Origin of the sequence: Pseudocolwellia antarctica, assembly GCF_049933045.1 — a bacterium.
Lineage (GTDB): Bacteria > Pseudomonadota > Gammaproteobacteria > Enterobacterales > Alteromonadaceae > Pseudocolwellia.
In genome coordinates this window covers 2,501,452-2,528,185 of the sequence record NZ_CP187926.1, presented here as the reverse complement: position 1 = coordinate 2,528,185, position 26,734 = coordinate 2,501,452, and the positions used below count along the sequence as shown (strand labels likewise).

Genomic DNA, 26,734 nt, shown 5'->3' with positions numbered 1-26,734 from the left:
TTTGTTGTGTGGGCAGCATAATAAAACAGTAGGAACTAAAAAGCGAAGTGAATAAGGGGATTTTTTAAGAAATTATGTTGTTGATGTAACTATTGATATTTCTCTTACACTTGAAATACATTTGCCGTTATAAACAAACTCAAAATGTTTTGTTTGAATAGCTGAATGCACAGTACTTGGAGAGAATAATCCCCAACAAAATGCGCCTTCATTCCTTACCGATTTATAGTAAATACCTAACTCATTATTTTTACGTAATGTATTGCCAAATATTCTAGAGTTGGTGTAATCGTTTGTCACATGAATAGCTTCATTATTAATAGCATTTACTACCTTGCCTGAAAAGCTAACCGCAATACCTCGCATGATTACTGTGTCGTAATGTAACCCTACAATATTTTGAAATGCTTTTTCTTGATGGTATTTGGTTTCAGCAATGGCTGTTTGTATGGTATCGGCAGCATATAACATACCGTATGTGCCATCGCTAAAACGTGAACCATCTGGATTTATATGTGTGAAAGGGGCGGTTGCGTAGTTAACTCCTTGGATACCAAAAGGGATTTCACCTTTAGATAGCAAAGCTATATTGCCACATTCATGCTGTATGCGTGGGTTGGTTAATGCTTGGATCGCATAAATAGCATCGAACTCTTGCTCGTCGGCAACATCGTCGAATAATGACTCTGGTGGAAACTTAGAATTAACTAAACGATACGCTTGTTTGGCGTTCAGTGTTTGGTATTTATGTTTTACCATTGTCCGCCACGCATTATGTCTATACGTTTAAATACTTCATATAGTGCACCAAATGATCCCGTAGCAATAATTGATAAAGGCGTTCTACCATTAAAGTAAGGATTGTTATTTTCCATGCGCATAAAGCCGTAAATATTTTCGCTGTTAGAAAACACCATACGCAATGCCTGATGTATATTTAATATATAACTAATCCGCTCAATCTGGTCGTTGCTTAGCTTGGCATTTAATGGGTCTTTTATATTTCGATGAAAGGTTGAATGAGACATGCCCAAAATTTCTTTCTTTTCTGCGCTAGAGCAATTCCATTTATCAAAAATATTAAGTACAACTTTTAGTGCTGCACCCGCTTGATTATTAATATTAGAGTTTGCTTGAGTCGTTAACATAATAAACCTCTTTAAGTTACATTGTTATGTTAATCCCATTTGGAATGTAATTCAACTTAAAGTTCTATATGGTACTTTTTTAAGATGGTTGGGGTCAATATATAGGCTAATTAAAATTTATATATGCGTTTTTGAATAGCTTTTTTTTTTGAGCTACAAACTAGAAGTGAATAACCAAGTTAGTACAATGTTACTTATTATTTAATTGTTTTGTTTCAAGTGTTTAGTTTGTAATTATATATTTGGAAGAACACATGTTCTAAATGTTTTTTTATAGCTTTGTATACAGTATCCCTTTGTTCTATTAAAAATAGGCATAAGGTCTAAGCTAGAAGCACCCAATATTAATAAATTAGTAAATTAATCAATAACTCAGTGGAAATATTAATTAAACCTATTACGCTTAAGTTTTGTATCTCAGGAGTTATGGGTAGCTGTATTAAAGAGTTAAAGGCAGTGAGTAACTTAGTACATTATAAAGTTTTGTAATAATGGTATTAATTACTATAAAGCTTATTGCTACTCATTAACCCCTGTGGTATTTTTCTTTGTTTTTTAAAGGCTTGCATGCAATGTGCTCTTTTAAAACATAGATAAAAATTAACATTACAATAAAAACAAATGGATATTATTAAAATTAAAGGAATATTATTATGAAAAAAACAATCATTAGTGCCGCTTTATTATCTTTAACCAGTTTTGGTGCTTCAGCACATAACTCAACTCAAAGTTACGATGTAGTACGTGGTTACGCAGAAACACTTTCTATTTCTGAAACAGAACAGCTGGGTCAGTTTAAGGCTGTATTAATGACGAATAGAGGTGGTAGGCATAACAATGGTCATAGAGGATCTAGACATCATCGATTTGGGCTTGTTCTAGACGGTGCTATTAGAGGTATTTTGAACCCTGATTTTACGTTAACTCATACATTTGTTAATAAAAATCGTACAGGTGTTTTGTATACTGCGCATGACTCTATTACTAACATTTTCGCAGGTGATCCTACGTGTGAAAATGGCACAGGTTCTACTCCTTTTGAAGTTGAAGAAATATTAAATATAGTAGGCGGAACAGGTATTTATGCCGATGTTGAAGCAGGAAGCTTTATGGTATTAAGAGGCGTGATCAATAACTGTCCTTCGTTACCTGGATACGGTCAAAATAGCTTTCAAATAACTGATGGTACGGTAACTTTTACTGAATAACTTTATCAAGTATTAGCTTACCATTTAAAGGAGGTCAGCTATGATTTCCTTTCATTTTAGTTTTACATTTTTCTCCTCATTATCAAGTGTAATCAGATCATTTAGCCTCGCTCTACTTAGTATTTATTTATAGAAAAATAAAACGAAAAAATACGTTTATATCATTAAAGGTTTTAAACCATTATCCGATATAAATATTATGTGGGTTTTAGGTTAAGGATAATCATGATGAACAATATTTCGGCGAGTCAAACAGACTTAATAAACTCGCTTGCCCAGCTTAATCAAAACACCACACATACCTTAAGCGACGAACTTAAAAATATTGAACCTGAAATGGTTCAAGCTCTTAATGAACTACAGCTAAAAAATCAGTCACTTGGCGATGAAGAGTTGGATCAACTGCTTCAGCAACAGATCACATCTATTTCTACCCTATCAGACACTACTTCAAACGCGACACTAAACAACGTACAAGCTTTTGATTATAAGTCTTCAACTGAAGAGTTAGCGATACGTAAAGTATTAACCAGCCAACAAGAAGGTTTACTCAATAATGAGAGTAGCGACAAGTTGATGGAACGTTTGAATTATTCAGTTAAAAATGTGCATCAGGCTTATGCTAATACTAGCGATATTTTATCTGATATAGGTCAACTAGGGCATGAACAAAAGTCATTTTTGGCGACTAGCCAACAGCGTGTTGATCATGTTGTAGACGGCTACAAAAATGGCATTATTAATCTAAACAATTCAGATAATAAAAATTATGTTTTTGAATTATCGGTAAAAACTAAAGAAGGCGATGTTATTAATATCACCTTTAATTCATCGCAAGGATATGATGAAAATGTTGATCAATCAGCCAACGCGCTGAATGTTAGTTATCAAGTAGAAGGTGAGTTGTCAGAAGCTGAGCATAAAGCGTTAACTGAAATTATGTCGGGCGTTGGTGCAATGGCAGATGAGTTTTTTAAGGTAAGTGAAAATAGCTTTGATCCGTTGGGTGGTGCCAATCAGGCTGATATGAGTTTAGGATTTTTGTCTGGTATTAATCATCAGCAACTGTCTGACTTTGATTTAACTCTTTCTACAAATTCAGGCAATAACTCATCACCACGAAGTATTGATTTAAGTTATCAGTTTGATCAAGTGGCGCATCAACAAAACTTTGACTTTGAATCAAAGAATGGCTCAAAAGTTGTCGACTTTTCTGTGTCTATGTCTGCTTATGGAGGCAGTGATGTTACGCAAATGCAGCAATACTTAGCGGCACTTGATTCTAATCTTGAAGATAGTCGAAATAATAGTACTGTCGATGGTAAATCGTCGGCATTTGGTAAGACTGACGATACGAATATGCGAGAGGGTTTTGCATTATTTAAAGAGGCTTTTTCGAGTATGTCTTCAGCGGCCGAACGTTATAGCCAAATAGAATCTAGTGCAGCTAATCAATTTCTAAATAGCCGTAATATGGTAGCAGACTTAGTTGATAATATAATCACTAATGACTCACGCTACCAAGGGCTTAAAACGGATGCGAATAGTGAAGCTAACACTGCAGAAAAAAATGAGGTTAGTAGTGATGTAAGAAATACATTAGGTGCTGGTATTTCAAAACTAGCTGACTTTGATTCGACATTTTCTTTTGCTGTTGTCGGAGAAAAAATCAACCCTAAAACTACTATTGATTTAAGCCAAGTGACCGAAGAGCATCAATCAGGGAAGTTACATAAAGTTAATCAAAGTAAGTCAGTAAATACTCACTTTGACTATCAGCTAAGCCGTCCTGATTATTATGATAAGTCTGAGAACTATCAAATCGGTGCTGTGATACAAAGTGAAGAATTGGTTGGTTTAGATCAAAAGCATGAAGTGAATATAGATCAAAAGCTTTATCGAGAAGGAAAAAATCCTGGCCAATATGAGTTGATGATGGAACGAACCGAAAATCAAATGTCTGAAAGTAAAATTAGATTGATTGATGAAATATGGCTTGAAACTAATGAGAACAGCCATGATATGGATAAACGTGAACGAGTTGAAGATGAAGGGGAACCTGAAGACTTTAAAGTAACCAACCATCATTCACACGATAAGTTAATTACCCTTATTGGTGATTTAGATAAGCTTGAAAATAATGAAAAACTAAAGCGCGAATATAATGTTGAATTAAGTAAGGTAAACTTTTTCATGGATAAATAGTTGTAAGCTTTAATACTTCAATCTTAATCCAAAAATCTTAAGACATAAGCACTTATATTTATATAGATTATCTACTTAATAAATATTAGATTTTTAATATCCCCATCTCAAAATGTTATTGATAAAACAGCGCATAAACATTTAAGCCTTTAAGTGCTTTTCTATGTATTTATAAATATTATCCCTCTGTATACATATTAATAGCAATGATTTTCATTCATTTAATTAAATGCTTTTGATAATCATTATCATTTGAGTTATTTGTATGTATAATGCTCTCAAAAATTATTTACACATTATTAACACAAGGGTATTTAAACATGAAGTCTAAGCATTTTTTTGTATTGTCGTCGCTTACTTTGGCTATGGGATTGTCAAGTTCAGCATATGCAATGGAATCAGAAAAAAACATTGAAAAGTCTGATAAAGACGTAGAAGAAATTTTAATTTTAGGTGTTCGTCAAGACCGTGTAAGCCAAGGTGCTACAGGTTTAACACTCGAGTTAAATGAAACACCTCAATCAATCAGTGTTATAAGCTCAGATCAAATTAAAAACTTTGCAGCAACAAGTGTTAATGATGCTATTCAAATGGCGACAGGTATAACAGTAGAACAAGGCGAGACGAATCGTACTCGATATACGTCACGTGGTTTCGATATTAAAAGCACTCAAATAGACGGTATAGGCTTACCTAATGGTTGGGGTCTTGTTACTGGTGCTGTAGAAAGTTACGGCTATGAAGAAATTGAAATAATTCGTGGTGCTAACGGCCAGTTAACAGGTGTAGGTAATTCTGCAGGTACTATTAACTACGTACGTAAACGTCCAACGAATGAAAATGAAGGTGAAGTTGGTGTATCAGTGGGTACATATGGATTAAAGCGCGTTGAAGCTGACTATTCATTTTTACTGACTGACAGTGGTAGCTGGGCAGCACGTGTAGTTGCAGTATTAGAAGATTCAAACTCATACCTTGATGCTTTAGAAGATGATCGCGGTTATATATCTGTTGTGGTTGATGGTCAAATCTCTGATAACTCAACAATAGCGTTTGGCGCATCTCATCAAGATGCAAATAGTGATGGTGTTATGTGGGGCGGTTTACCATTAGCTTATGCTGATGGTACACAAGCTGACTTTGATGTAGGTACGAGCACAACCCAAGATTGGACGATGTGGGACACTATTAATACTAACTTTTTTGCTGAATATACTTATACATTTGATAATGATTGGGAGATTAAAACTACCTACAACAGACAAGATTCAGACGATCAAAGTAAATTGTTTTATGTTTATGATGCTCTTGGCGCTTTTGACAGCCAAACAAACTTAGGTTTAGTTGGTTTACCTGGGCGTTATGATTCTGAATTTAGTGCTAACTTATTTGATTTAACGGTTAAAGGTAAATACGATTTAGCAGGTAAACAACATGAAGTAATGTTCGGTGCGAGTACATCTAAAAGCACAGATACTTCCTACAGTAATGTGGCAGTAGCTGACGCACCTTATATTGACTATGCAGGTAATACCGTATTATTTACTCCTGCTTTTCCCTATTCAACAAGCTCTGATGCTATTCCTGAACCTGAATGGTTAGATAAAGTTAAATACTCTGAACTTGATGTGACGTTAACACGCATATTTGGTTCAACTAAGGTGAACATAACTGACGATTTATTTGTTATTGCTGGCTTTAATGCGATTGACTATACCCGTAAAGGTTATAACGCAGGTGGAGCTGTTGATAATGAAGAAAGCGAAATTAGCCCTTACCTTGCTGCGACTTATTCGATTAATGAAGATGTTAATGTTTACATAGGTTATTCAGACATTTATCAACCGCAAGAGCAAACGGACTTTGACGGACATTTTTTAGATCCGAGTAAAGGCATTAACTATGAAGTGGGTGTAAAAACTCAATGGTTTGATGACAACCTACTTGCTACTTTCTCGGTATTTAGCGCGGAGCAAGAAAACGTATCTGTCTTTGCTGGTTTGAACACTGCGGGTGATTATTATTATGAAGGCACAACAATGGAAACTGAAGGTTTTGAGTTTGAAGTTGTGGGTCATATCACGGATAACTTAAACACTTACTTTGCTTATACTTTCTTAGACATAGAAGATGGGTTTGGTGAAAATACAAGTGCTTGGGAACCAAAAGATCTTGTTAAGTTTTCATTAGATTATAACTTACCAGAAATGTCTGAATTAACCTTTGGTTTAGGTGGTAAGTGGCAATCAAAAGTTGAAAATGCAGCGGCAACCGTTAAGCAAGATTCATATTTATTACTTAATGTTTTTGCTCGTTGGGATATATCAGAGAAGCTGAGCCTACAAGCCAATATTAATAATATCACTGATGAAAAATATATTACCAGCTTAAAGAATGTAGGCTTTTATGGAGCACCAGTTACGGGTAGTGTAAAAGTAACTTACCAGTTTTAATTCTTACTTAAGCAATTGTTAAACATGGCGTAAATAATTGTTTAACGGATAGTTGAGGTTAAATAGATAATTATTAGCCCTAAACTTTACACATAAGGTTTAGGGCTTTTTTACATAAAGTTTATTACTCTTTTTCTTCATCAAGAATAACAACTCTTAATATCGTTATCATTTGCTTAGGCACCGTTGGATAACCTAATTGCTCGCTGTAACCTACTTCAACCTCTGATATGGCTTCAAGTACTTCGTAACCTTCAATAACTTCGCCAAAAACCGCATAACCCCATGATCTTCCAGGATCTAAATTAGTATTATCATTTAAGTTAATAAAAAACTGACTGGTAGCTGAATGAGCATCCGTTAACTGTTTCGCCATAGAAATGGTGGCATCTTTGTTTTTTAAGCCATTACCAGACTCATTAAAAATAGGTGCATCGGGTTCAATTTCAGCATAGTTCGTCATAAAACCACCCGCTTGAATTAAATAACCTTCTTCTACACGATGCACTAATGTTTTATCGTATTGTCCACGTGATACATAACCTAAAAAGTTATCAACGGTAATTTTAGCGCGATAGCGATCTAGTTGAAGCACAATATTTCCCATAGAGGTTTCTATACGTACTTTAGGTGATAGGTTGCTCGGCTGAATGTATTGACCTTTAGTGCCTGCAGCTAGCAGTTGAAAAGACATAATTACCGAAATAATAAAGAGTGAAGTTCTGAACACATTAATACCTTTTACTTAGAATAAAACGAAAAACAAATAAATTGATATTACTTTAACAGATGTTTATTTTAACCTCTTAAAATTTTATTCTGAACATGATGAAAAATGTTTCAATTTGTATAATAACAATCACTGACCAACCGATTATTTTACGCTAGAATACGCGCGTTATTCATTCCACCTAGATACTATGCTTAAACACTATGCCGAATAATTCTCCTCTTAAACAATATCAAGACTTAGTGAGAGCTAATAAAATACGCTTTGACGACTCACAGCAACAAGCCGTTGAGTTACTGCAGCAACTATATGAAGCGCTGCAGCCAAGAAATGTTGAAGCTACACATAGTGCAATCATTAAAGGTGTTTATTTATGGGGGAAAGTAGGGCGCGGTAAAACGTTTTTAATGGATTTGTTTGTAAATAGCTTGCCAAGTAGTTTATGCAAGCGACAACATTTTCATCATTTTATGCAAGACGTGCATCGCCAACTTAAAATACTTTCTGGACAGGCTGAGCCGTTAAAGCTTATTGCTGAAGCATTTAGTCGTGAGTATCGTGTTTTATGTTTTGATGAGTTTTTTGTGTCTGACATTGGTGATGCGATGTTACTTGGTAACTTGATGCAATTTATGTTTGAGTTAAATATTGTCGTGGTAAGTACCAGTAATTGTGCGCCAAACGAGTTGTACAGAAATGGCTTACAACGTGAACGTTTTTTACCTGCTATTAAAGCAATTGAACAACATACCAATACGTTACAGTTAGCTGGCGAGCATGATCATCGTCATCGTGAATTAACTTATGATCAAAATTACTTTGAGTTATCTGAAAAGCAATCTATTGAACAGCAAGTGGTTTTGCATCAAAGCTTGTTAAGTCGATTTGATTTGAAGCAAGCAGTGTCGGTTGAGCGAGATAATACCCAACCTAATATTCATGAAAATATGCAAGATAACACTATCAACATTTTAGGACGTGAAATACCTTATATTGCTCAAAATACACAAGCGGGCGAGAAGGTTATTTGTTTTGATTTCACAGCGTTATGCCAAGGGCCACGTAGCCATTTTGACTACATAGAATTAGCAAAACAGTTCAGCACCATTTTATTGTTTAATGTACCGCCTATGAGTGGACAGTCTTACGAGCGAATAAAAGCCCGAGGTACAGAAGATAATGGTTCGAATATTAATATTTCAGCTGGCAGTACCGGCGAACGTGAAGTTATGCTGGCGCCTATGGATGATGCCGCTAGACGTTTCATTGCGTTAGTTGATGAATGTTACGACGGTAATATGAATTTATTTATTACGGCCTATGTACCGCAAAGTGAGCTTTATAATAGTGGTTCATTAATGTTTGAGTTTGAACGCACTAAAAGTCGATTAATTGAAATGGCGTCGGTAGAATATAGAAATAAACCTCACCTTACGCATTAAGTTGTTTATGTTAGCTTGATGCTAAAGTGTTAATGTAATATTTAGCTTAGTATTATCGTTTATCCCCAAGTTTAAGAAAAATAAGAAAAATAAGAGAAATAGAATGACTTACTTACTGATGTTTGACCTTATCGGATGTGCTGTTTTTGCATTGTCAGGTGCTATTATTGCCTATCAGAAAAAAATGGATGGCATAGGTGTAATTGTTTTAGCTGCGGTTACAGCAATCGGCGGCGGAACGATTAGAGATCTTTTATTAGGTGTGCCTGTGTTTTGGGTAAGTCAGCCAAGTTATATATACGCGATTATTTTTGCAAGTTTAGTCGCCATCTTATGGATCAATAGCTCTAAAAAACTACCTGAAAAAGCCTTAGAGATCGCTGATGCTTTTGGTTTGTCGTTATTTGTTGTTATGGGTACAGCAAAGGCTTTAGGTGTTGGAGTTCCACCACTTACAGCCGTGATTATGGGCACGATAACGGGGTGTTTTGGTGGCATGATACGTGATGTGCTGGCGAATGAAATACCGCTCATATTCAGAAAAGAATTATATGCAGCTTGTACCGTAGCAGGTAGCTCTGCCTATGTGTTATTACTTCCTTATTTGTCACCAATTATAAGTGCATCAATCGCTTTTACTATTATTTTAGTGCTGAGATTAATGGCAATCAAATGGCAATTGGCTTTGCATGTATTCAAGTTTACAGATGAGTAAAAATATATAAAGCTTATAGATAAGATCTAGGTAGGTCGCTATTAATTTTATATTTAAGACAAAAAAAACACTAAGCCTAAAGAACTTAGTGTTTTTATTTCAATTCAATAATTGGTTATTCTAGTATTAATATTTTGATGCTAATTTTCTGGGATTAGCTTTCTAATATTAATGATTACTGCTGTAGCTTACATCAGTTAATGTTATTTTCGAAGTAGTAATACCAATTTCATCAAAACATTCCGCAAAAGATTCCGAATCGCCACGTGAACCACAGTCATCTCTATCGCCACCAGGGTATTGTGATTGTATGTAGTTACCAAATTTGAAATAAGCACTACTATCATCTTCTACTGTTAAGTCTGCAGTTTTACCTAAAGCAGTAACTTTTACACGACCTCTGTCATTTGTCATCGTTAAGTCAAACGACTCACCACTTCTTATTGTACCTAGTGGGAAAACAGTTTCTGAAGAATCGCCTTCACCACGCATACGCACGTACACATCAAATATCCCATTACTTGCTACGCTATCTGTAAGTTTGCTCTCATTAGAATCAGCAATATATACTTTCATTAGTGTAGAGGTATCGCTGCCATGGTGCTGCGCTACTATAGTTTTACCACCGTCAGACATTTCTACTTTATAGTTTGCAGAAAAAGATTCATCAGTATCATGCATAGCTTTGCGTTCGCTAGGCTTGATCTTATATTCATGACGCCACCCGCCGCCATTAGACGTAGTATGTTGAGCTTCTAAAGGTACGAATACTAAAGTTGAATCGTTCACTAATGGATGTGGATCACTACCTTCAAGATCAAATAAGTTACCGTTTGTAATGATACTTGGAATGTCAGCACCGCTATTACCGCCGCCGCCAGAGTTATCATTAGTTGCTACTAGTTCAAAGTTATCAAAACGAACATCACTTGAGCTGTTATTATGTTTTGCGAAAACTTGTAATGTAGTTTCATTTTTGGTGGTAAAAGTCTTAGACACTTTAGTCCAATTACTTTCATTAAATTTTTTGTTTTTGAATAGACCGTTATTATCATTAATACCGATTTGGCCTTTACCTTTAACATAAGCACTTAAGGTATATTCAGTATTCTTTTCTACACTAACAACCTGATGAACACGACCTGGGCTGCCTTTAATTTTTAAAGAACTTGATCCTTGGTATGCGCTACTTGAAATAGCTGCAGGTTCTTTTTCTACCCAACCAGACCAGCCACTTTCTAAGCCAGCGTTATTAATAGTTGCTGCTTGAGTAAGACATGCTGTTGCAGAAAGAGTTGTTACAAGAATTAGTGATTTTTTATTGAACATTATTTTATTTCCCCGACCTAATACATATCAGTAACTACATAAAAAATTAGTGTTTAAATGTAGAACCAACAATATTGGTTTTTTATTGTGTTTATTAATTATGTTAAATGGCTAGCGACTCAGCTTGGTTAAATTATTAACCTATATTTATTTGTATAGCTGGCCGAACCATGTGACAGACTATGCCGTTATAACTTACCAATAGTCAAACGTTTTTTAAGTTTTATATGTTTTTTGGTAAGCTATGTAATTTATTTTGGTAAGTTTTGTTTTTGAAGGTTATTGAATAAAGCTTTTGAAATTGAATATTTATATTTTGGTTCGTTTGATTTTTAAATTGGCCCATCCAATTCAGGGTATCTTTAATTAATTGTTATTATATCAATTACTTGTTACTTTGTTTTTATTTGTTTTTATTTGTTTATAGATGTTTTATACATAGGTATAACCTAAATGTTGATGATGTAATAAACATTTATGGTTAAATGGTTAACCAAAATGCATGTTGAAAATTGATTTTTTTCATTGTTATATTGTTTGTATGCAATGGTTTGTTTGTTTTTGGTCATACAGGTTTGTTGGTGTTTTTTTATGTTGTTATTGATTGTATTGTAGGAATAAAGTGAAAAAGCAAAGGTGTTGAGCATTTAAAATTGATGTTTTGACCCTATATATTATTATGTAAGGTAAGCAGTAAATAAGTCGTTAAAAATAATAATGACGCTTTATTATTAAAATTAACTGAGTATTTTAGTGCTTAGAATGAAACATCCCTTATAATGAATAAATGATAAAAAAACTTGAAGCATCAAGAAGATGCTTATCAATCCATGTTAGCAATGTGATAAAATAATAATCAGACAAAACGTGTTTAATCAAACTAACGCTAAAATCAAGCTCGAGTAGTATGCAGATATTAGAAAAAGATTATCAAATAAACAGTGTTCAAAAGGCAATTACTGCAGGAGCAAACTCGATTATTGCACTGCCGACTGGTGGTGGTAAGAGTATTTGTATACTCAAATTATGCCAAGCAATGTCTGACAAGAAAGTTGTTGTTAGTTTACGTAATGCTGCATTAATTCCCCAACTATTACATACCCTTACCGTTAACGGTGTAACTGTTAGTGTGGTTAAGTCTGGCTACAAATACATTGCTGGCGGTGATGTAACACTTGTAATGGAACAATCATTTACAAGAAGAAAGCACCTAAACATACAGTGTGATGTATTGCTACGCGACGAATATCATGTGGGTTGTATGGGCGGTGTTTACATCGCTATGCGTGAAGAACTCTCTCCAGATTTAATTATAGGTTTAACCGCAACACCAATTGATAGATTAGGCGTTTACATTGATAACTCGATGGAGCTTATTGAAGAAACCACCACTAAACTATTAATAGAGTCAGGCGAATTAGCTAAACCTGTATATAAAGTACCAAGCCTTTCTCAAGAAATAGATTACAGTGCCGTGAAAATGTATCGCGGTGACTTTAGTGTTTCTGGCTTAGATTTAATCCTATTAGAACATTGTTCACTTGTAGCACAACAAACCCTTGATGATGCTTTGTCTCAAGGTCGTAAAGTTATGCTCTTTGCTAACTCGATCAACCACGTAGAAGCATTATCAGATGCCTTTCATTTATTGGGTGTTAAACATGAACGTGTACACTCAAAGCGTTCAAATGCTGATAACGATGAAAGTATCCGCAGATACAAATCTAACGAGGTTAGGTTAATCATTAATATGTCTATGTTAACCATAGGCTTTGATGATCCAGAAACCGATTGTGTTGTATTAGCAAGACCGACCAAAATATTAAGATTGTATCTTCAAATTATCGGACGTTGTTTACGTTCATCAGAAGGTAAAAAAGATGCACTGATACTCGATTTAGCTCAATGTATATCAACTCATGGTTTTGCTGAAGACTACCGTGACTTTACACGTAAAACTGCAAAGTCTGCGGCGATAATGTCAGAACGTTTAAGTGTCACTAACATTGGTCAATTTGTTGATGGTGAGTTTAGCTATAGCGATTCTATAGAACGAAAAGTAATTAAGAAAAAAACACCACGTAAAAAACCTCGTCCAAGAATAGTGATCACTAAAGAGCAAGTTGAAAAGTCAGAAAGTAAACGTGCTGATGCATTACTTAGACTAAGTCCTCGAATGGAAAAACTTGTAAGTACCATTGAGCTAGTAAACAGTGTTTACGAACAGCAGAACGATGAACATAAAATGCTAGAGCAAGCCAATATGGTTAAGCTTGTCGCACTTATTGGCTTTGCTTACAGTGATGCGTTAGTTGATACCGTGACTAAATTAGTGGAAGAACTACACGCACAAAATAATACCATTAAAGGTTTATTAGGCAGAGTGAGTAGTTTAATTACCGCGTTAGCTATGAAGGATATGGTTATTTAGGTAGTTAGAGTGAAATATATAAGATAGCGCTAATGGGTAGATCTACAATAGCGGGCTATTTATAACTTTTTTCAGTAATAAATACTGTTATTTAAATCTCTCTTTTGTAAAGATTGCTAGTTCGTGTTCACATCTTAATTGATCACTGGAAGCATTATTTCGAATAAAAAACTCTGTTTCATTATGCCAGCATGGACTTGAAGCTGCTTTAACCTTCACCATTAGAACTTTCTTATCAATATCAACTTGTTCAAGATCCCATTCAATATTATTAAAAAAGGCACTGCCTATTTTATTTTTAATTGCTTCTTTAAAGTTTAAATTAAACCGATCGTCATTACTTTCACAATAGGACAAGTCTTGTTTCAAACCAAGAATATCGCCATCATCAGCTACCCCAACTAATAAAACACCTCCAGTTGAATTAAGAAAAGAAGCAATAGTTTTTGTGCACTCATTTTTAAGGTTTTTATTTTTCTCATTTTTTTCTATATCGTATGTAACTGATGATTTGTATTCAATATTCTTGCCTTCTTTCATAGTTGATAACTTTAGAATTTCTTTTGCATTAGAGGTAAGTTCTAAAACATCTAACTCAAGAATTATTTTAAGCTTTGTAGTATTATTCATATTAGCAACACCTGTAAGATAAGAGGCATTGTTAGCTAAGTCTAAAATTACTTGTGAACCAAAAGGATATGAGTTGCAAGCCTTGGATAATTTTTGAAAAGCTTTAATACATAATTGATAATAAGGAACTGTAAATTCATCACTAACTCCTTGATCAATTTTAAACTTGAACTGATTGTATGCCAATTTTTCTCCACGATATATACCGAGAGCTAAAACTGACATGTCGTTTATCCAACTTTCTAATCCACTCGGAAAAACTCTATCTTTGTGTTGTTTAAACAATTCTTTTATTGGAAGTAATACATTGTTTAATTGAGGGTATTTATAACATTCATTAAACATAATGGAGATATTTGAGTTATCTAAATCTTTCATTTTATCTAGTATTTTGTATTCATAGTAATAATTTGGATAGTTTTTTTTATTAATTAAAGCCTCATGGTTAGATAACATTTTTTGTACAAGTAAAACTCTTTGTTCTTCTAAAGCTGCGCTCATAAATAATAATCCTTAAAACTTAATGTTTAAGGCATTTTACTCTAACTAAAGTGGACACATAAATGACACTCTTTGTAAGCTATTGTTTTTTATGTTGTATTGCGTTTACTTTTCATGTTTTTCTATGATTTTAATTTTAATTTTTTTACTGATAAATGCTAGGTGTGTTTGATTTTTATACACCTTTTGTTTTCTATATTATTTTTTCGCGTGATTGCTACACCCAAAAATAAAAATAGGAGGCTGGCACCACTCTTGACCTTTATCTAGATTTCCTCGGCGCTGCTTTAAAATGTATTCATCATAAAATATTAATGTTTCGAGCGAGCGTTCAGAACGTACTATACTCTTTGCCATCCATGGCTTGCGTTTTACCGTTCATCTTGAGCATAATCCATATGCTACTTCACTTCTTTGGCGTTCTGCCAATAATATCTGCACATTAGTATTTTATTCGGCATTTTAAAAAGCAGGCTTAGTGCTAACTTCTGGATTTGTATTCTTAGATTAATTAGCTTTAATATTGATCCTTTATAGTTATTTGGGGTGTTATTATTTTTATTAAATTTCAGCGATCGAGCTTCCCATCTCAGTGAGTAAATGTAGATTTTGATTAGCGTTAGTCAAGCTGAGCCAAGGACGGCGAAGACTGCCGCTTTCATGGACGAATTTCGGCAGGTATTGACTGTAAGCTCAAAATAAACATTTATGATTCACTGAGAAGGGCGTCGCAGGGGGTCCAAGGGGAGGCGCGGCGGTACGTCGCCCCTTGGGTGTCGTCGCCACCGCGACAAAGAGTTAAAGGATCTGTAAAATTAACAGTTTATTGAAAAATGATGATGCTATGTATACAGCTTACGTAAGATAATTTAAGCTATTTTTATGATCTCAAAGTCAAAGTAACCGACACAACACCATGATCTGTACTTTCACCATCACGATCAAATATAGGGTTAATTAAATGCCTATCATAAGTATGGTAATCGCTTACCTGATACAGACTATCGTGATAACCGGCGTCAAACTCACAAGATAATAAAATATAATCGAGCACTGAATTGCTAGCACCATAATAATGAGTAGGTGTTCGCGCGGGTGCTAATTGGTTAGCATCAGCTGTTTTGTTAGCAATTAACGGGTTGTCTATTAGATTTGTATCTGAGTCTTCAATAGCAACAGCACTTTCATTCTTATCAATAAGTTTATTACTATCAGTGTTTTCAGCAATTTCTGAAGCTTGAGATTTTTCATCTGTAAGACTATTTGTATCAGTTTCTAGTCTAGAATTTTCACTTGCGTGTTCATTTTGAGTAAAGGCTTCAAACAAATCCCAAGCATCTTTTAAGCAATACTGGGCAAGATAGGCGTCTTTATCTATTGATGAAACAAAGCGTAAATCATCAGTGAGTAGGTGACTTAAAACTCCGTCGCTTAACGTATTATTAAAATCACCCATGAGTACCATAGGATGATCTGTGGCTTCACGACGAGCGATCATTTCAATCATTAATAATGTCGCTTCGCTACCACGTTGAATGGTTGATCCCCAACCACCCGCTATATTCGCTTTTAAGCTTTCGATAATAGTTTTCTCAGGCGACCAATTATTTTCTTGCTCTTCAACACTTAGCATTGAGCGTTTAGATTTAAAATGCACTACATAACAATCACTGTTACCTATGTGTGGTACATCAATTGTTGCTCGAATAACTTGTCGGCTAAAAGAAAACTCGTTAGTTAGTCCTAATGTTTGTGCTAACTCAAGGTTAGGTTTTACTGTGGCTATTTCAACTATCGGAAAGCGTGAGGCGATAGCGACCACTGGGCTACGATAAATAAAGTCATCAATTACTTCAGGTTCATCAACTACTGCAAAATATTTATAACCTTGCTCGGCGACTAAGTCTTTAAGCGATTCAGGGCTAAATACTTCTTGAAAACCAATGATATGTGGTTGGTATTCTTTTAAGTATGCGCTGATCCAATTTTGTTTTTTTGCCCATTGTTCAGCGCTATAAATACGATCAAAATCATAATAAGCATTGGGTGGTTCTAGGTAATTAAATAAATTGAAGGTAGCAATTTTTAGTTGAGTATTTATTTCTGATGCAGGTAAGTGTGAACTTGCACTTTCGATTGAAGTTTCTATTTGATGGTTTTCTTTTGACTCAATATCTTTAATGGTATTAACCTGAATAAACATGGATAAACAATGAGTCATAATTATACCTCATTGTTTATCCATGTTTTTAAATAAAAACGAGCCTTTATTAAACGCTCAATAACTTTATATGAATAAACTCTTAAATCATCATTGCAAATGATAATCATTACCATTAAGATCAGTGCGTAATTTATTTACCCACTTCCACCAACTATCAAACGGATTGATAATGATTAAAACTCGATTGAGCTTGCTTGCACTTCTTATTGCACATAGTGCGAATGCAGAAACACTGACTAATAACGAAAAAATAAATGAAGTTAATATTGAACGAATTGTTGTTTCGGGTAGCAGGATTGTTGAAAGTATTGATGAAGTTCCCGCTTCAATTACTATCATTAATCGCCAACAAATAGAAACTCAACTCAAAGTATCCCACGAATTACAAACACTACTAGCAACGCTAGTTCCAGGTTTAGCTCCAAGTACAGGTACATCGAGTAACTCTAGTCAAACTCTACGTGGTCGCTCTCCTTTAGTCATGATAGATGGAGTGCCACAGTCAACTCCATTACGAAATGGATCTTTAGGTATTAGAACGGTTGATGCCAATGTTATAGAGCGAATTGAAGTCATCAAAGGTGCTACGTCTATTTATGGCAATGGTGCGGCTGGCGGTATTATTAACTACATCACAAAAAAAGCGGCCAGTGATAAAAAGATAAGCGGTAAGTTTAGTGTGTCTAATCGCTTTAGTGCGGTAAAACTAGAAGACAGTTCTGGTCAGCGTGTCGAGGGTATGATCAATGGGCAACTAGACAAGTTTAGTTACGTTGCTAGCGCAAGTTATGAAGAAAATGGTCTGCAAAGAGATGCAGAAGGCGATGTTATTGGTCTGAAATACGGTTTGTCAGAAGCCAAAATGGAAAATTATTTCACGAAATTAGGTTATCAATTTACCGATGATATTTCGCTTCAATTTGTTTATAACTATTACGAATCTAAGCAAGAGAGTGACTTGGTTGATGTGGTTGGTAGTGTAAATACAGGAGTTAAAACTTACGCAATTCGTGCTCCTGAAGGAACTTCGGCTTTAGGTGAGCCACAAGGTCCTAATAACCATAATATGATGATCAAATATACTGATGAGGCTTTGTTTGAAAATACTCAATTAGTGATTGATGCTTATGCTCAAGATGTTGAAAATATCTTTTTCTTTTCGCCTGTTTTAGCGAACCTTGATGATGGTTATGTAGGTGGTCAATCTTTGATCAAATCAGATAAAAAAGGCCTGCGTGTTACGTTAAACAGTCAGTTCGAATGGGATAATGTTGAAGCGACTTTTATTTACGGTATTGATGCGCTTAATGATGTTACTTCTCAACCATTAGTAGATGGACGTTTTTGGGTACCTGAAATGGATATGGAAAACTTAGCTGGTTTTGTACAAAGTAAGTGGGTTATTCAAGATAATCTAATTATTAAAGCGGGTATTAGACATGAAGAAATTGATCTAAAAGTAGATGATTACAGCACGCTAAAATTGTGTGCCGCTGTTGATGTATGTTCAGTTCCTGTTGATGTGGTTGGGGATGTACTGAATTACCGAGCGACAACTTACAATGTAGGTATTCGCTATAATATGGCAGACTACTTTCAACCTTTTGCAAGTTACTCTCAAGGTTCTGATATTTCGGATATAGGGCGATTGTTACGTACGGCTACCGTAACTGACATTGCATTAATACAAACTGAAGCCTCAATTATAGATAACTATGAAATAGGTATTACGTCAGAAATAAATAAACTACGTTTAGAATTTTCAGCCTATCGTAGTACTTCTGAATTAGGTACAACCAATACCTATAATCCTCTAACAGGCATATATGTTCCTGTTAGAGCGCCGCAAGAAATATACGGTTATGAAGTGCTAGCCATTTATAACATGAGTGATGAACTCGATATAACAGCAACTTATGCGTGGGTTGAAGGGAAAGATACAGCCAATGATATTTATTTAGGCGCTCAACAAATTAGTGCTCCTAAAGGAACAGTAAACGTTAATTGGCAACCACTTGAGAATGCCAGCTTATCATTAACTTATTTGTATGTTGGAGATCGTAAAAAATTCACTCCTGAAGATGGTGTTTACTTAGGAACTAATGGTCCTGTAGATAGTTACCATATTTTCAACGTGAGCGGTAACTATGAAATGAACCAAGATTGGTCGGCTTTTATTGGTATAGAAAACTTGTTTAACCAAGACTATTATCCGTCAAAATCACAGGCATATACTTACAGTGGTTATAACGTAAAAGGCTTAGGAACAACCGTTAACTTGGGTGCTAGTTATCAGTTTTAAAATAGGTCTAAGCTAAGAGGTAAGCAATATAAAGAGCAAAGTTATTGAGTTAACTTGGCTCTTTATATAACAAGAAGTGATTGAATAAATGTTAATACTTACGGCGTCGTAACTTCATTTCAGACAGTATTTTTGCTGTGATCTCTTCAACCGAAAATTTAGTGGTATTAATAAATGGAATTTTCTCTTTTTTGTACAGCTTCTCAACTTCTTTCAGCTCCATTCTACATTGACGTGCTGATGCATATTTACTGTTTGATATACGGTTATTCCTAATATCCATTAAACGGTCAGCATCAATGGTTAAACCAAAAATTTTCTTTTTGAACTTTCTTAAAAACTCAGGGATCTTTAAGTGTTCCATATCTTCGTCGATAAAAGGGTAGTTTGCTGCCTTTATGCCATATTGTAAGGCTAAATATAGCGCTGATGGCGTTTTTCCTGAGCGTGATACTCCGACTAAAATAACATCGGCATGTTCGTAGTTACTGATGTTCGTTCCATCGTCATTGGCTAGTGCAAAGTTAACGGCGTCGATTCTATTATCGTAACTTTTCTCATGAATACTGTGTGTTCTGTGAGGTTGAGGATTCGCTTTTATGCCCAATTGTTTTTCAAGAGGCGGTATAAAGTGCTCAAGAAAGTTATAAATTACGGCTTCACAGCCATCAATAATCTCTCTTATCTCAGGATTTACAAAGGTATGAAAAACTAGGGGTAGCTCACCTGCGCGCTTACTTGCCTTGTTAATTTTATCTCTCGCAAGCAAAGCTTGTTCTGTATTTTCAACAAATGAAATAGTGTGATGTTCAAACTCAGTAGGGAAAAGGGATAGCAGCGCATGTCCAAATACTTCTGAAGTTATTGCTGTTCCGTCTGAAATATAAAAAGCCGATCTCATTTTTTGTTCCTATTGATGAAAGTTTACAAAAGGGGTTCCCATTTCTAAATTCACAGTGTAGAATATTTACTCTAGAAACATCAGTCATTATTATTTAAACACGAAACGGTTAAGGTTAGAACAAAAATAACCAATCGTTTGAGAATAAAGTTTATACCTAAGTAACTTGTCGTATGCGACTGTTTTATTTGCATAAAGTTATTTAACTATACACTTTTATTAAATAATTTTGGAGATGTTGTCGTGCAAGAATATGTACTTTGGTATGAAGAACTTGGAATGAATGATGTTGATCGCGTAGGCGGTAAAAATGCATCATTAGGCGAAATGATTTCTAACCTAGCCAATGTTGGCGTGCAGGTACCCGGTGGTTTTGCTACTACTTCGTTTGCTTTTAACGAGTTTTTAGAGCAAAGCGGTTTGAACGACAAAATTTATAAACTTCTAGACACTCTCGATGTAGGCGATCTTAATGCGCTTGGCGAGTGTGGTGCTACTATTCGTCAATGGATTATTGACACTCCTTTCTTACCTCAAATGCAAGCCGACATTGAATTGTCTTACGATAAACTTGCAGGTGAATTCTCAAGCGAAGCTTCTTTTGCTGTTCGATCTTCAGCAACTGCAGAAGATATGCCTGATGCTTCTTTCGCCGGTCAACAAGAGACCTTCTTAAATGTACGTGGTCTTGATGCTGTAATGATTGCTATCAAGCATGTTTTTGCTTCGTTATTCAACGACCGTGCTATTTCATACCGTGTTCACCAAGGCTACGATCACCGTGGTGTGGCGCTTTCAGCTGGTATTCAGCGTATGGTTAGAAGTGATATTGCATCAAGTGGTGTTATGTTCTCTATCGATACTGAGTCTGGTTTTGAAGATGTGGTATTTGTTACTTCAAGCTTAGGTCTGGGTGAAATGGTTGTTCAAGGCGCTGTTAACCCTGACGAATTCTATGTACATAAACCGACGTTAGCTAAAGGAAAACCAGCGGTTGTGCGTCGTAATATTGGTAGTAAAGCTATCAAGATGATTTATGCCGACAATCCTGAACACGGTAAACAAGTTGAGATTGTTGATGTAGATGAAGCACAATCAAATCGTTTCTCATTAACTGATGACGAAGTGATGGAATTGGCTAAACAAGCCGTTATTATTGAAAAACATTACCAACGTCCTATGGATATCGAATGGGCTAAAGATGGCTTAGACGGTAAGTTGTATATTGTTCAAGCTCGTCCTGAAACAGTACGTAGTCGTGAAAATACCAATGTAATAGAACAGTTCCAGTTACAAGAAACAGCGAAAGTTGTGTGTGAAGGTCGTTCTATTGGTCAAAAAATTGGTAGCGGTGAAGCTAAAGTACTTGGTTCATTAGCTGAAATGGACAAGATCCAACCAGGAGATGTATTAGTTACTGACATGACAGACCCTGACTGGGAACCTATCATGAAACGAGCTTCTGCTATTGTTACTAATCGTGGTGGCCGTACGTGCCATGCGGCGATTATAGCTCGCGAAATGGGTATTCCAGCGGTTGTAGGTTGTGGTGATGCAACAAGTAAAATAGCGAATGGCGACAAAATTACTGTGTCGTGTGCTGAAGGTGATACAGGCTTCATTTATGAAGGACAATTAGACTTTAAAGTGAATACTTCTGAAGTTGATAAAATGCCTGAGCTACCATTAAAAGTTATGATGAATGTCGGTAACCCAGACAGAGCATTTGCTTTCGCTCGTTTACCTCATTCAGGTATTGGTTTAGCGCGTTTAGAATTTATTATTAACAAAATGATTGGTGTGCATCCTAAAGCGCTTATTAATTTTGATACGCTATCTGAAGATTTAAAAGAAGAAATTACCGATATTATCGCGGGTTACGATAGCCCTGTAGAATTCTACATTACTAAGTTAACTGAAGGTATTTCTACTTTAGCTGCCGCTTACTCTCCTGAAAAAGTGATTGTTCGTATGTCAGACTTTAAGTCTAACGAATACGCTAATTTAGTCGGCGGAGAAGAATACGAGCCAGAAGAAGAAAACCCAATGATTGGTTACCGTGGAGCAGCACGTTATATCTCTAAAGATTTCCGTGAGTGTTTTGCTTTAGAGTGTGAAGCAATTAAACGTGTACGTAACGACATGGGCTTAACGAACGTTGAAGTGATGATCCCATTTGTTCGTACACTTGAAGAAGCAACACAAGTCATCGAAATTCTTGCTGAACACGGTTTGAAACGTGGCGAAAATGGTTTAAGAATTATTATGATGTGTGAGCTGCCTTCAAACGCTTTGCTTGCTGATCAGTTTTTAGATCACTTTGATGGTTTTTCAATTGGCTCTAACGATTTAACTCAGTTAACACTTGGTTTAGACCGAGATTCAGGTTTAATCGCACATTTATTTGATGAGCGTGACCCTGCAATTAAAGTGTTATTAGCTATGGCAATTAAAGCCTGTAAAGCACGAGGTAAGTACGTGGGTATTTGTGGTCAAGGTCCAAGCGATCACAAAGATTTTGCTGCTTGGTTAGTAGAGCAGGGGATTGATAGCGTATCGTTAAATCCTGATACGGTTATACCTACTTGGTTATATTTGGCTGAAGAACATAATAAAGCCTAATTACATATATTTTGTATTTAGTTTGTACTGCGCTTAACTTGTTTTTTTATATGAGTTAAGCGCTTAGCGATAACAGTGCAAGCTGCATTGTTATTGCACTTATATCAGACTGTTATCGCATGCTTCGTCACTACAATCCTTATAAATTTATGTCGTTCAGTTTACATGGTATTCGCTTCACATAGAGATAAAGTAAATCCACTTATCCAGCTGTTTATTTATCGTACAATCAGCAGTGTTTCCCTTTCAACAAAGACTTTCTTCAATTATTAATATCTTTTGACAATGATAAGTAATCATTTGTTCTTGCTACTTTTAACTATAATTTAGGTTAAATGCTTATACCGTTAATCTTCACTAACTTTCATTCATGTTGTCATATCAAAACTTTATAACACTCATAAGCTTTAATGATTTGTCCTTAGTTCACTAATAGTTATACGATGGTAAAAGATTACCTTTTCCTCATTAGAATAAACTATGTTTTTGTTCGATAGAAATAATAATACGTCAATTTTACTGGCTGGAATACTCGCATTAACCGTAGGTGTGGGCGTTGCACGTTTCGTTTTTACTTCGTTATTACCCCCTATGCTTGATGATTTTATTACAATATCTTTTGCAGGTATTTTAGCGTCCATTAATTATGCAGGGTATTTATCAGGTTCATTGTTTTCTATTTTTATTAAAGATATTCATAGTAAGGTCAGATTTTTCAAAATAGGTTTAGTTTTATGTGTTGTTACTTCGTTGCTTTTAGGTATTAGCGAAAACAATCTAGTTTGGGGTATTTCAAGATATTTAGCTGGTTTTGGTGCGGCTATGGCACTTGTGGTTGGATCAGCCATTGTCATGTTGAAGCTAAAAGACACGAACAAAACTAAAGCGATGGGTATTCATTTTAGTGGTTTGGGTTTTTCAATTGTTATTACCGATTTGCTTATGCGAGCGGTGTTTTATTTCGGTGGGAATTGGCAAGATGCTTGGTTGATATTAGCTTTATTCGGCACTATTTTTTCTGCTTACTCCGCTTATATTTTATCATTCGATAAAGAGCCGAAAGCGAATATTGTAAAGCATAAATTTGATAAAACCTTGTTTTCACCTTTAGTGATTGTACTTATTTTAGCTTACTTTACCGAAGGCGTTGGTATGGTGGTTCAGGCGACTTTCTTACCTGACATTGTAAATTCTCTAGAAGGTTTAGAGGGTTACGGTGGCTACACTTGGTTAGCTGTAGGTATTGCGGGAATTCCCGCTAGTATCCTCTGGATGCGATTGGCTCATAGGTTTGGCAGTATTAATATTATGATAGCCGCTATGTTGCTGCAAATAGTCGGTATATTAATTCCTACGTTCTCAGCAAACATCTATTTCAATTTAGTCAGTGGTATATTATTTGGTGCAACGTTTATAGGTTTAGTTGCTTTGTTTATGAACTACGGTGGGCAATTAGCGAATAAAAATCCAGTATTTATTATGGGCGCAATTACCGCGGCTTATGGCTTAGGACAAATAGTAGCGCCGTTATATTGTATTGCCTTTATTGAATATTTTAACAGTTATAGCCCTGCATTGTACTTAACCGCATTTATTGTTTTTATTGGCATATTATTACTTGTTTTTGCTAACTGTAAATTAAAGCATTTGAAGCCAAATATTTAAAATAGGTATTTAGCTTTCAAAGAACAATACTTAAATTAATACCATATATGCCTAAATTATTACAATAAATCATTAGGCGTTATGGTGTTTTTTATTAACGGTTTTTGTATTGTGTAGGGCAGTAGCCTCGTGTGATCTCTTTACTTCTTAGCTTGAGATGTTTTGTATTACGACCGCTAACTCTTTCTCGCCATGTTTTGAAGCTTCTAGGTTTTAACTTATTGCGCATAAACTTTATAACATCAGGCTCTTGCATTTTAAACTGCAGATCAATCGCTTCAAAGGGCGTTCTATCTTCCCAAGCCATTTCTATAATTCTTGACTCATCTTCTTGGCTTAATAACATAAATACCATCCTATTTTTTAATTCTAATCTAGAGTTTTTCAACGTATTAATGAGAAATACGAAGTGCACAATAATAAAGATCAGTATGAAAATAATAAAAATGCCTAGGGTCTGTTTATCTTTCAGGGTTAAATTTAATTAGGCTTTTACACGAAAGAAGTTTATGTGTTTATAAATGCTCTATGTTATTGAGCAGCTGAGTTGCTTTTTCTTTAATTTCAATCTTTTGATCTTCTTGCATTTTATCCCAGTTACGAACGGGAAAGCTCATTCTTGGATTCGTTGAAAGCTTATCGTAATTTTCGCCAATAAAATTCCAGTACAGGCTATTCAATGGGCAGGCAGAGTCACCTAGTTTTTCCTTTACGTTATAACGGCAGCTTTTACAATAATCACTCATCTTATTGACGTAATTACCACTAGCTGAATAAGGCTTTGTCGCAATCCAACCACCATCGGCAAACAATGCCATACTGCGAGTATTGGGTAGTTCAACCCACTCAATCGCGTCTATGTATATACCTAAATACCATTCATCTACTTGATCTGGTGCTATGCCTGCGAGTAAGGCGAAATTACCTGTGATCATTAATCGTTGAATATGATGAGCATAAGCATGTTCTAGCGACTGAGATATAGCATGCTTTAAACAATTCATGTCTGTCTCGCCATTCCAAAACCAGTTAGGAAGGTTACGTTGAGCATTGAAAAAGTTTTGCTGCGCGTAATTCGGCATATTGATCCAATACATGCCACGAACATATTCTCGCCAACCTAAAATTTGCCTAGCAAAGCCTTCTATTTGGTTAAGGGTTATAGCACCTTCTGATTTTCGGTAAGCAGTTAATGCGGTTTGAATTACTTCTGCAGAGCTTATCATTTTACAATTGAGTGAAAAGCTTAAACGTGAATGATACAAGCTCCAAGAGTAAGGCGATGCTTGTGTCATAGCGTCTTGAAAGTTACCAAAGTTTGGCAATTGATTTTTACAAAAGTAATCGAGCAGTGTTAAAGATTGCTCGCGATTTATAGGATAAGCGACATTAGAAGAAGCCTTGCCCATGGTGTTAATTTTGTGCTTTTCTATTCGTGCTAAATAGCTCTCCGCGGGATTATCAAAGATGAGTGGTTGAGGAATTGACTGTAAATCTGACTTTTTAAAGGATTGACGATTATTGGAATCAAAATTCCAAGCTCCACCTTCAGGTTTAGTGCCTTCCATGAGTATAGAAAAATGCTTACGCATGTAACGATAAAAGCCTTCCATTCTTACATGCGTTTGTACGCCAAAGTGTGTAGGTATTTCATTGAAAGGCAATAAAAAATGTTCAGTGTCTACTTCATACACAGGTAGTGTAAGTTGCTCTGATAATTCAGCTAACTGTACTCGTAGCCTATATTCGTCAGGCTGTTGGTAGGTAAATGTTTCACTAGCATATGTTTTCGTTAACTTATGAATTAGCTGATTAATCGATGTGTATTCTTGTGTATCGTCTAAGGTTAAATAACAAACTTGATGACCTTGTGTCTTCAGGTATTTGGCAAAGTCTTCCATCGCTGCGAAAAAGGCGGTTATTTTCTGAATATGATGTTTAGTGTAAGTAGCTTCTTGGTGAAGTTCGGCGATTACATAAATAACATCATCGCTTATTGTTTCAAACCAAGTATGCATAGGGTTGAGTTGGTCACCTAAAATAAGCCTGAGGTGTTTAGCTTTCATTTATTCACCTTGTTTTTCGCTCGCACTTAAATAGTCATGTTAAAGGGAGGTTAAAGTGCGCATTAATTATTTTACTCAATACTTAAATTGATAACGTTTCGATCAATATAAATATATTTTTATTTTACATTAAGTTTTTATTTCTCATTAATACAGGGGCTT

General features: G+C 35.3%; 18 protein-coding genes. 9 read left to right on the top strand and 9 right to left on the bottom strand.

The features are described from left to right. Window positions 1–72: 72 nt before the first annotated feature. Both ACPUVN_RS10900 and ACPUVN_RS10895 read right to left on the bottom strand, forming a co-directional pair. Window positions 73–759, bottom strand: coding sequence for an RES family NAD+ phosphorylase (locus tag ACPUVN_RS10900; protein ID WP_426360284.1), 687 nt, complete (start codon window positions 757–759; stop codon window positions 73–75). Further along, window positions 753–1,148: an MbcA/ParS/Xre antitoxin family protein gene (locus ACPUVN_RS10895; protein ID WP_426360285.1), complete on the bottom strand. Its 396-nt coding sequence runs from the start codon at window positions 1,146–1,148 to the stop codon at window positions 753–755. Before ACPUVN_RS10895 ends, ACPUVN_RS10900 begins: the two co-directional genes overlap by 7 nt. Before the next feature lie 653 nt (window positions 1,149–1,801). Here ACPUVN_RS10895 and ACPUVN_RS10890 point away from each other — a divergent pair. The 3 genes from ACPUVN_RS10890 to ACPUVN_RS10880 all read left to right on the top strand — a co-directional run bounded on the left by ACPUVN_RS10890 (window position 1,802) and on the right by ACPUVN_RS10880 (window position 7,014). After that, window positions 1,802–2,356: a hypothetical protein gene (locus tag ACPUVN_RS10890; RefSeq protein WP_426369085.1), complete on the top strand. Its 555-nt coding sequence runs from the start codon at window positions 1,802–1,804 to the stop codon at window positions 2,354–2,356. 225 nt (window positions 2,357–2,581) lie between these two features. Next, on the top strand, window positions 2,582–4,561 hold the full coding sequence (locus ACPUVN_RS10885) for a hypothetical protein (protein ID WP_426369084.1): 1,980 nt from the start codon (window positions 2,582–2,584) through the stop codon (window positions 4,559–4,561). A gap of 320 nt (window positions 4,562–4,881) precedes the next feature. After that, the gene (locus ACPUVN_RS10880) at window positions 4,882–7,014 is read left to right on the top strand and encodes a TonB-dependent siderophore receptor (RefSeq protein ID WP_426360288.1); all 2,133 of its coding nucleotides are present in this window, start codon (window positions 4,882–4,884) and stop codon (window positions 7,012–7,014) included. Window positions 7,015–7,138: 124 nt separating this feature from the next. Here ACPUVN_RS10880 and ACPUVN_RS10875 read toward each other — a convergent pair whose 3' ends face one another. After that, complete coding sequence (locus tag ACPUVN_RS10875; RefSeq protein ID WP_426360289.1) at window positions 7,139–7,744, bottom strand: peptidylprolyl isomerase; 606 nt, start codon at window positions 7,742–7,744, stop codon at window positions 7,139–7,141. 203 nt (window positions 7,745–7,947) lie between these two features. Between ACPUVN_RS10875 and zapE the strand changes: the two genes are divergently transcribed. Further along, a complete protein-coding gene (zapE, locus tag ACPUVN_RS10870; RefSeq protein ID WP_426369083.1) occupies window positions 7,948–9,186 on the top strand; it encodes a cell division protein ZapE in 1,239 nt (412 codons plus the stop codon). Between the two features lie 103 nt (window positions 9,187–9,289). Further along, complete coding sequence (locus ACPUVN_RS10865; protein ID WP_426360291.1) at window positions 9,290–9,901, top strand: trimeric intracellular cation channel family protein; 612 nt, start codon at window positions 9,290–9,292, stop codon at window positions 9,899–9,901. Window positions 9,902–10,069: 168 nt separating this feature from the next. Here the strand turns inward: ACPUVN_RS10865 and ACPUVN_RS10860 are convergent, their stop codons facing one another. Continuing rightward, window positions 10,070–11,230, bottom strand: a complete 1,161-nt coding sequence (locus ACPUVN_RS10860; RefSeq protein ID WP_426360292.1) for a polysaccharide lyase family 7 protein — start codon at window positions 11,228–11,230, stop codon at window positions 10,070–10,072. 907 nt (window positions 11,231–12,137) lie between these two features. Between ACPUVN_RS10860 and ACPUVN_RS10855 the strand changes: the two genes are divergently transcribed. Further along, window positions 12,138–13,661 (top strand): DEAD/DEAH box helicase, encoded by a 1,524-nt coding sequence (locus tag ACPUVN_RS10855; RefSeq protein WP_426360294.1) that lies wholly within the window; start codon window positions 12,138–12,140, stop codon window positions 13,659–13,661. Between the two features lie 87 nt (window positions 13,662–13,748). On the opposite strand, the gene ACPUVN_RS10850 is transcribed toward ACPUVN_RS10855, so the two are convergent. Together ACPUVN_RS10850 and ACPUVN_RS10845 are read right to left on the bottom strand one after the other, a co-directional pair. After that, the gene (locus ACPUVN_RS10850; protein WP_426369082.1) at window positions 13,749–14,792 is read right to left on the bottom strand and encodes a helix-turn-helix domain-containing protein; all 1,044 of its coding nucleotides are present in this window, start codon (window positions 14,790–14,792) and stop codon (window positions 13,749–13,751) included. Between the two features lie 880 nt (window positions 14,793–15,672). Continuing rightward, entirely contained in the window at window positions 15,673–17,013 is a 1,341-nt protein-coding gene (locus tag ACPUVN_RS10845; protein WP_426360296.1) for an endonuclease/exonuclease/phosphatase family protein, read from the bottom strand. 172 nt (window positions 17,014–17,185) lie between these two features. Here ACPUVN_RS10845 and ACPUVN_RS10840 point away from each other — a divergent pair, with 172 nt between their 5' ends. Next, window positions 17,186–19,318: a TonB-dependent receptor gene (locus tag ACPUVN_RS10840; RefSeq protein WP_426369081.1), complete on the top strand. Its 2,133-nt coding sequence runs from the start codon at window positions 17,186–17,188 to the stop codon at window positions 19,316–19,318. Window positions 19,319–19,409: 91 nt separating this feature from the next. Here ACPUVN_RS10840 and ppsR read toward each other — a convergent pair whose 3' ends face one another. After that, entirely contained in the window at window positions 19,410–20,219 is an 810-nt protein-coding gene (gene ppsR / locus ACPUVN_RS10835) for a posphoenolpyruvate synthetase regulatory kinase/phosphorylase PpsR (protein ID WP_426369080.1), read from the bottom strand. 243 nt (window positions 20,220–20,462) lie between these two features. Between ppsR and ppsA the strand changes: the two genes are divergently transcribed. Further along, on the top strand, window positions 20,463–22,841 hold the full coding sequence (gene ppsA, locus ACPUVN_RS10830; protein ID WP_426369079.1) for a phosphoenolpyruvate synthase: 2,379 nt from the start codon (window positions 20,463–20,465) through the stop codon (window positions 22,839–22,841). Between the two features lie 480 nt (window positions 22,842–23,321). After that, window positions 23,322–24,506 carry a YbfB/YjiJ family MFS transporter gene (locus ACPUVN_RS10825; protein WP_426369078.1) on the top strand — a complete coding sequence of 395 codons (1,185 nt, stop codon included), beginning with the start codon at window positions 23,322–23,324 and terminating at the stop codon, window positions 24,504–24,506. A 94-nt stretch (window positions 24,507–24,600) separates the two neighbouring features. Here the strand turns inward: ACPUVN_RS10825 and ACPUVN_RS10820 are convergent, their stop codons facing one another. Together ACPUVN_RS10820 and ACPUVN_RS10815 are read right to left on the bottom strand one after the other, a co-directional pair. After that, on the bottom strand, window positions 24,601–24,852 hold the full coding sequence (locus ACPUVN_RS10820; protein ID WP_426360301.1) for a TIGR03643 family protein: 252 nt from the start codon (window positions 24,850–24,852) through the stop codon (window positions 24,601–24,603). 169 nt (window positions 24,853–25,021) lie between these two features. Beyond that, window positions 25,022–26,572, bottom strand: coding sequence for a cryptochrome/photolyase family protein (locus ACPUVN_RS10815; RefSeq protein ID WP_426369077.1), 1,551 nt, complete (start codon window positions 26,570–26,572; stop codon window positions 25,022–25,024). Window positions 26,573–26,734: the final 162 nt, after the last annotated feature.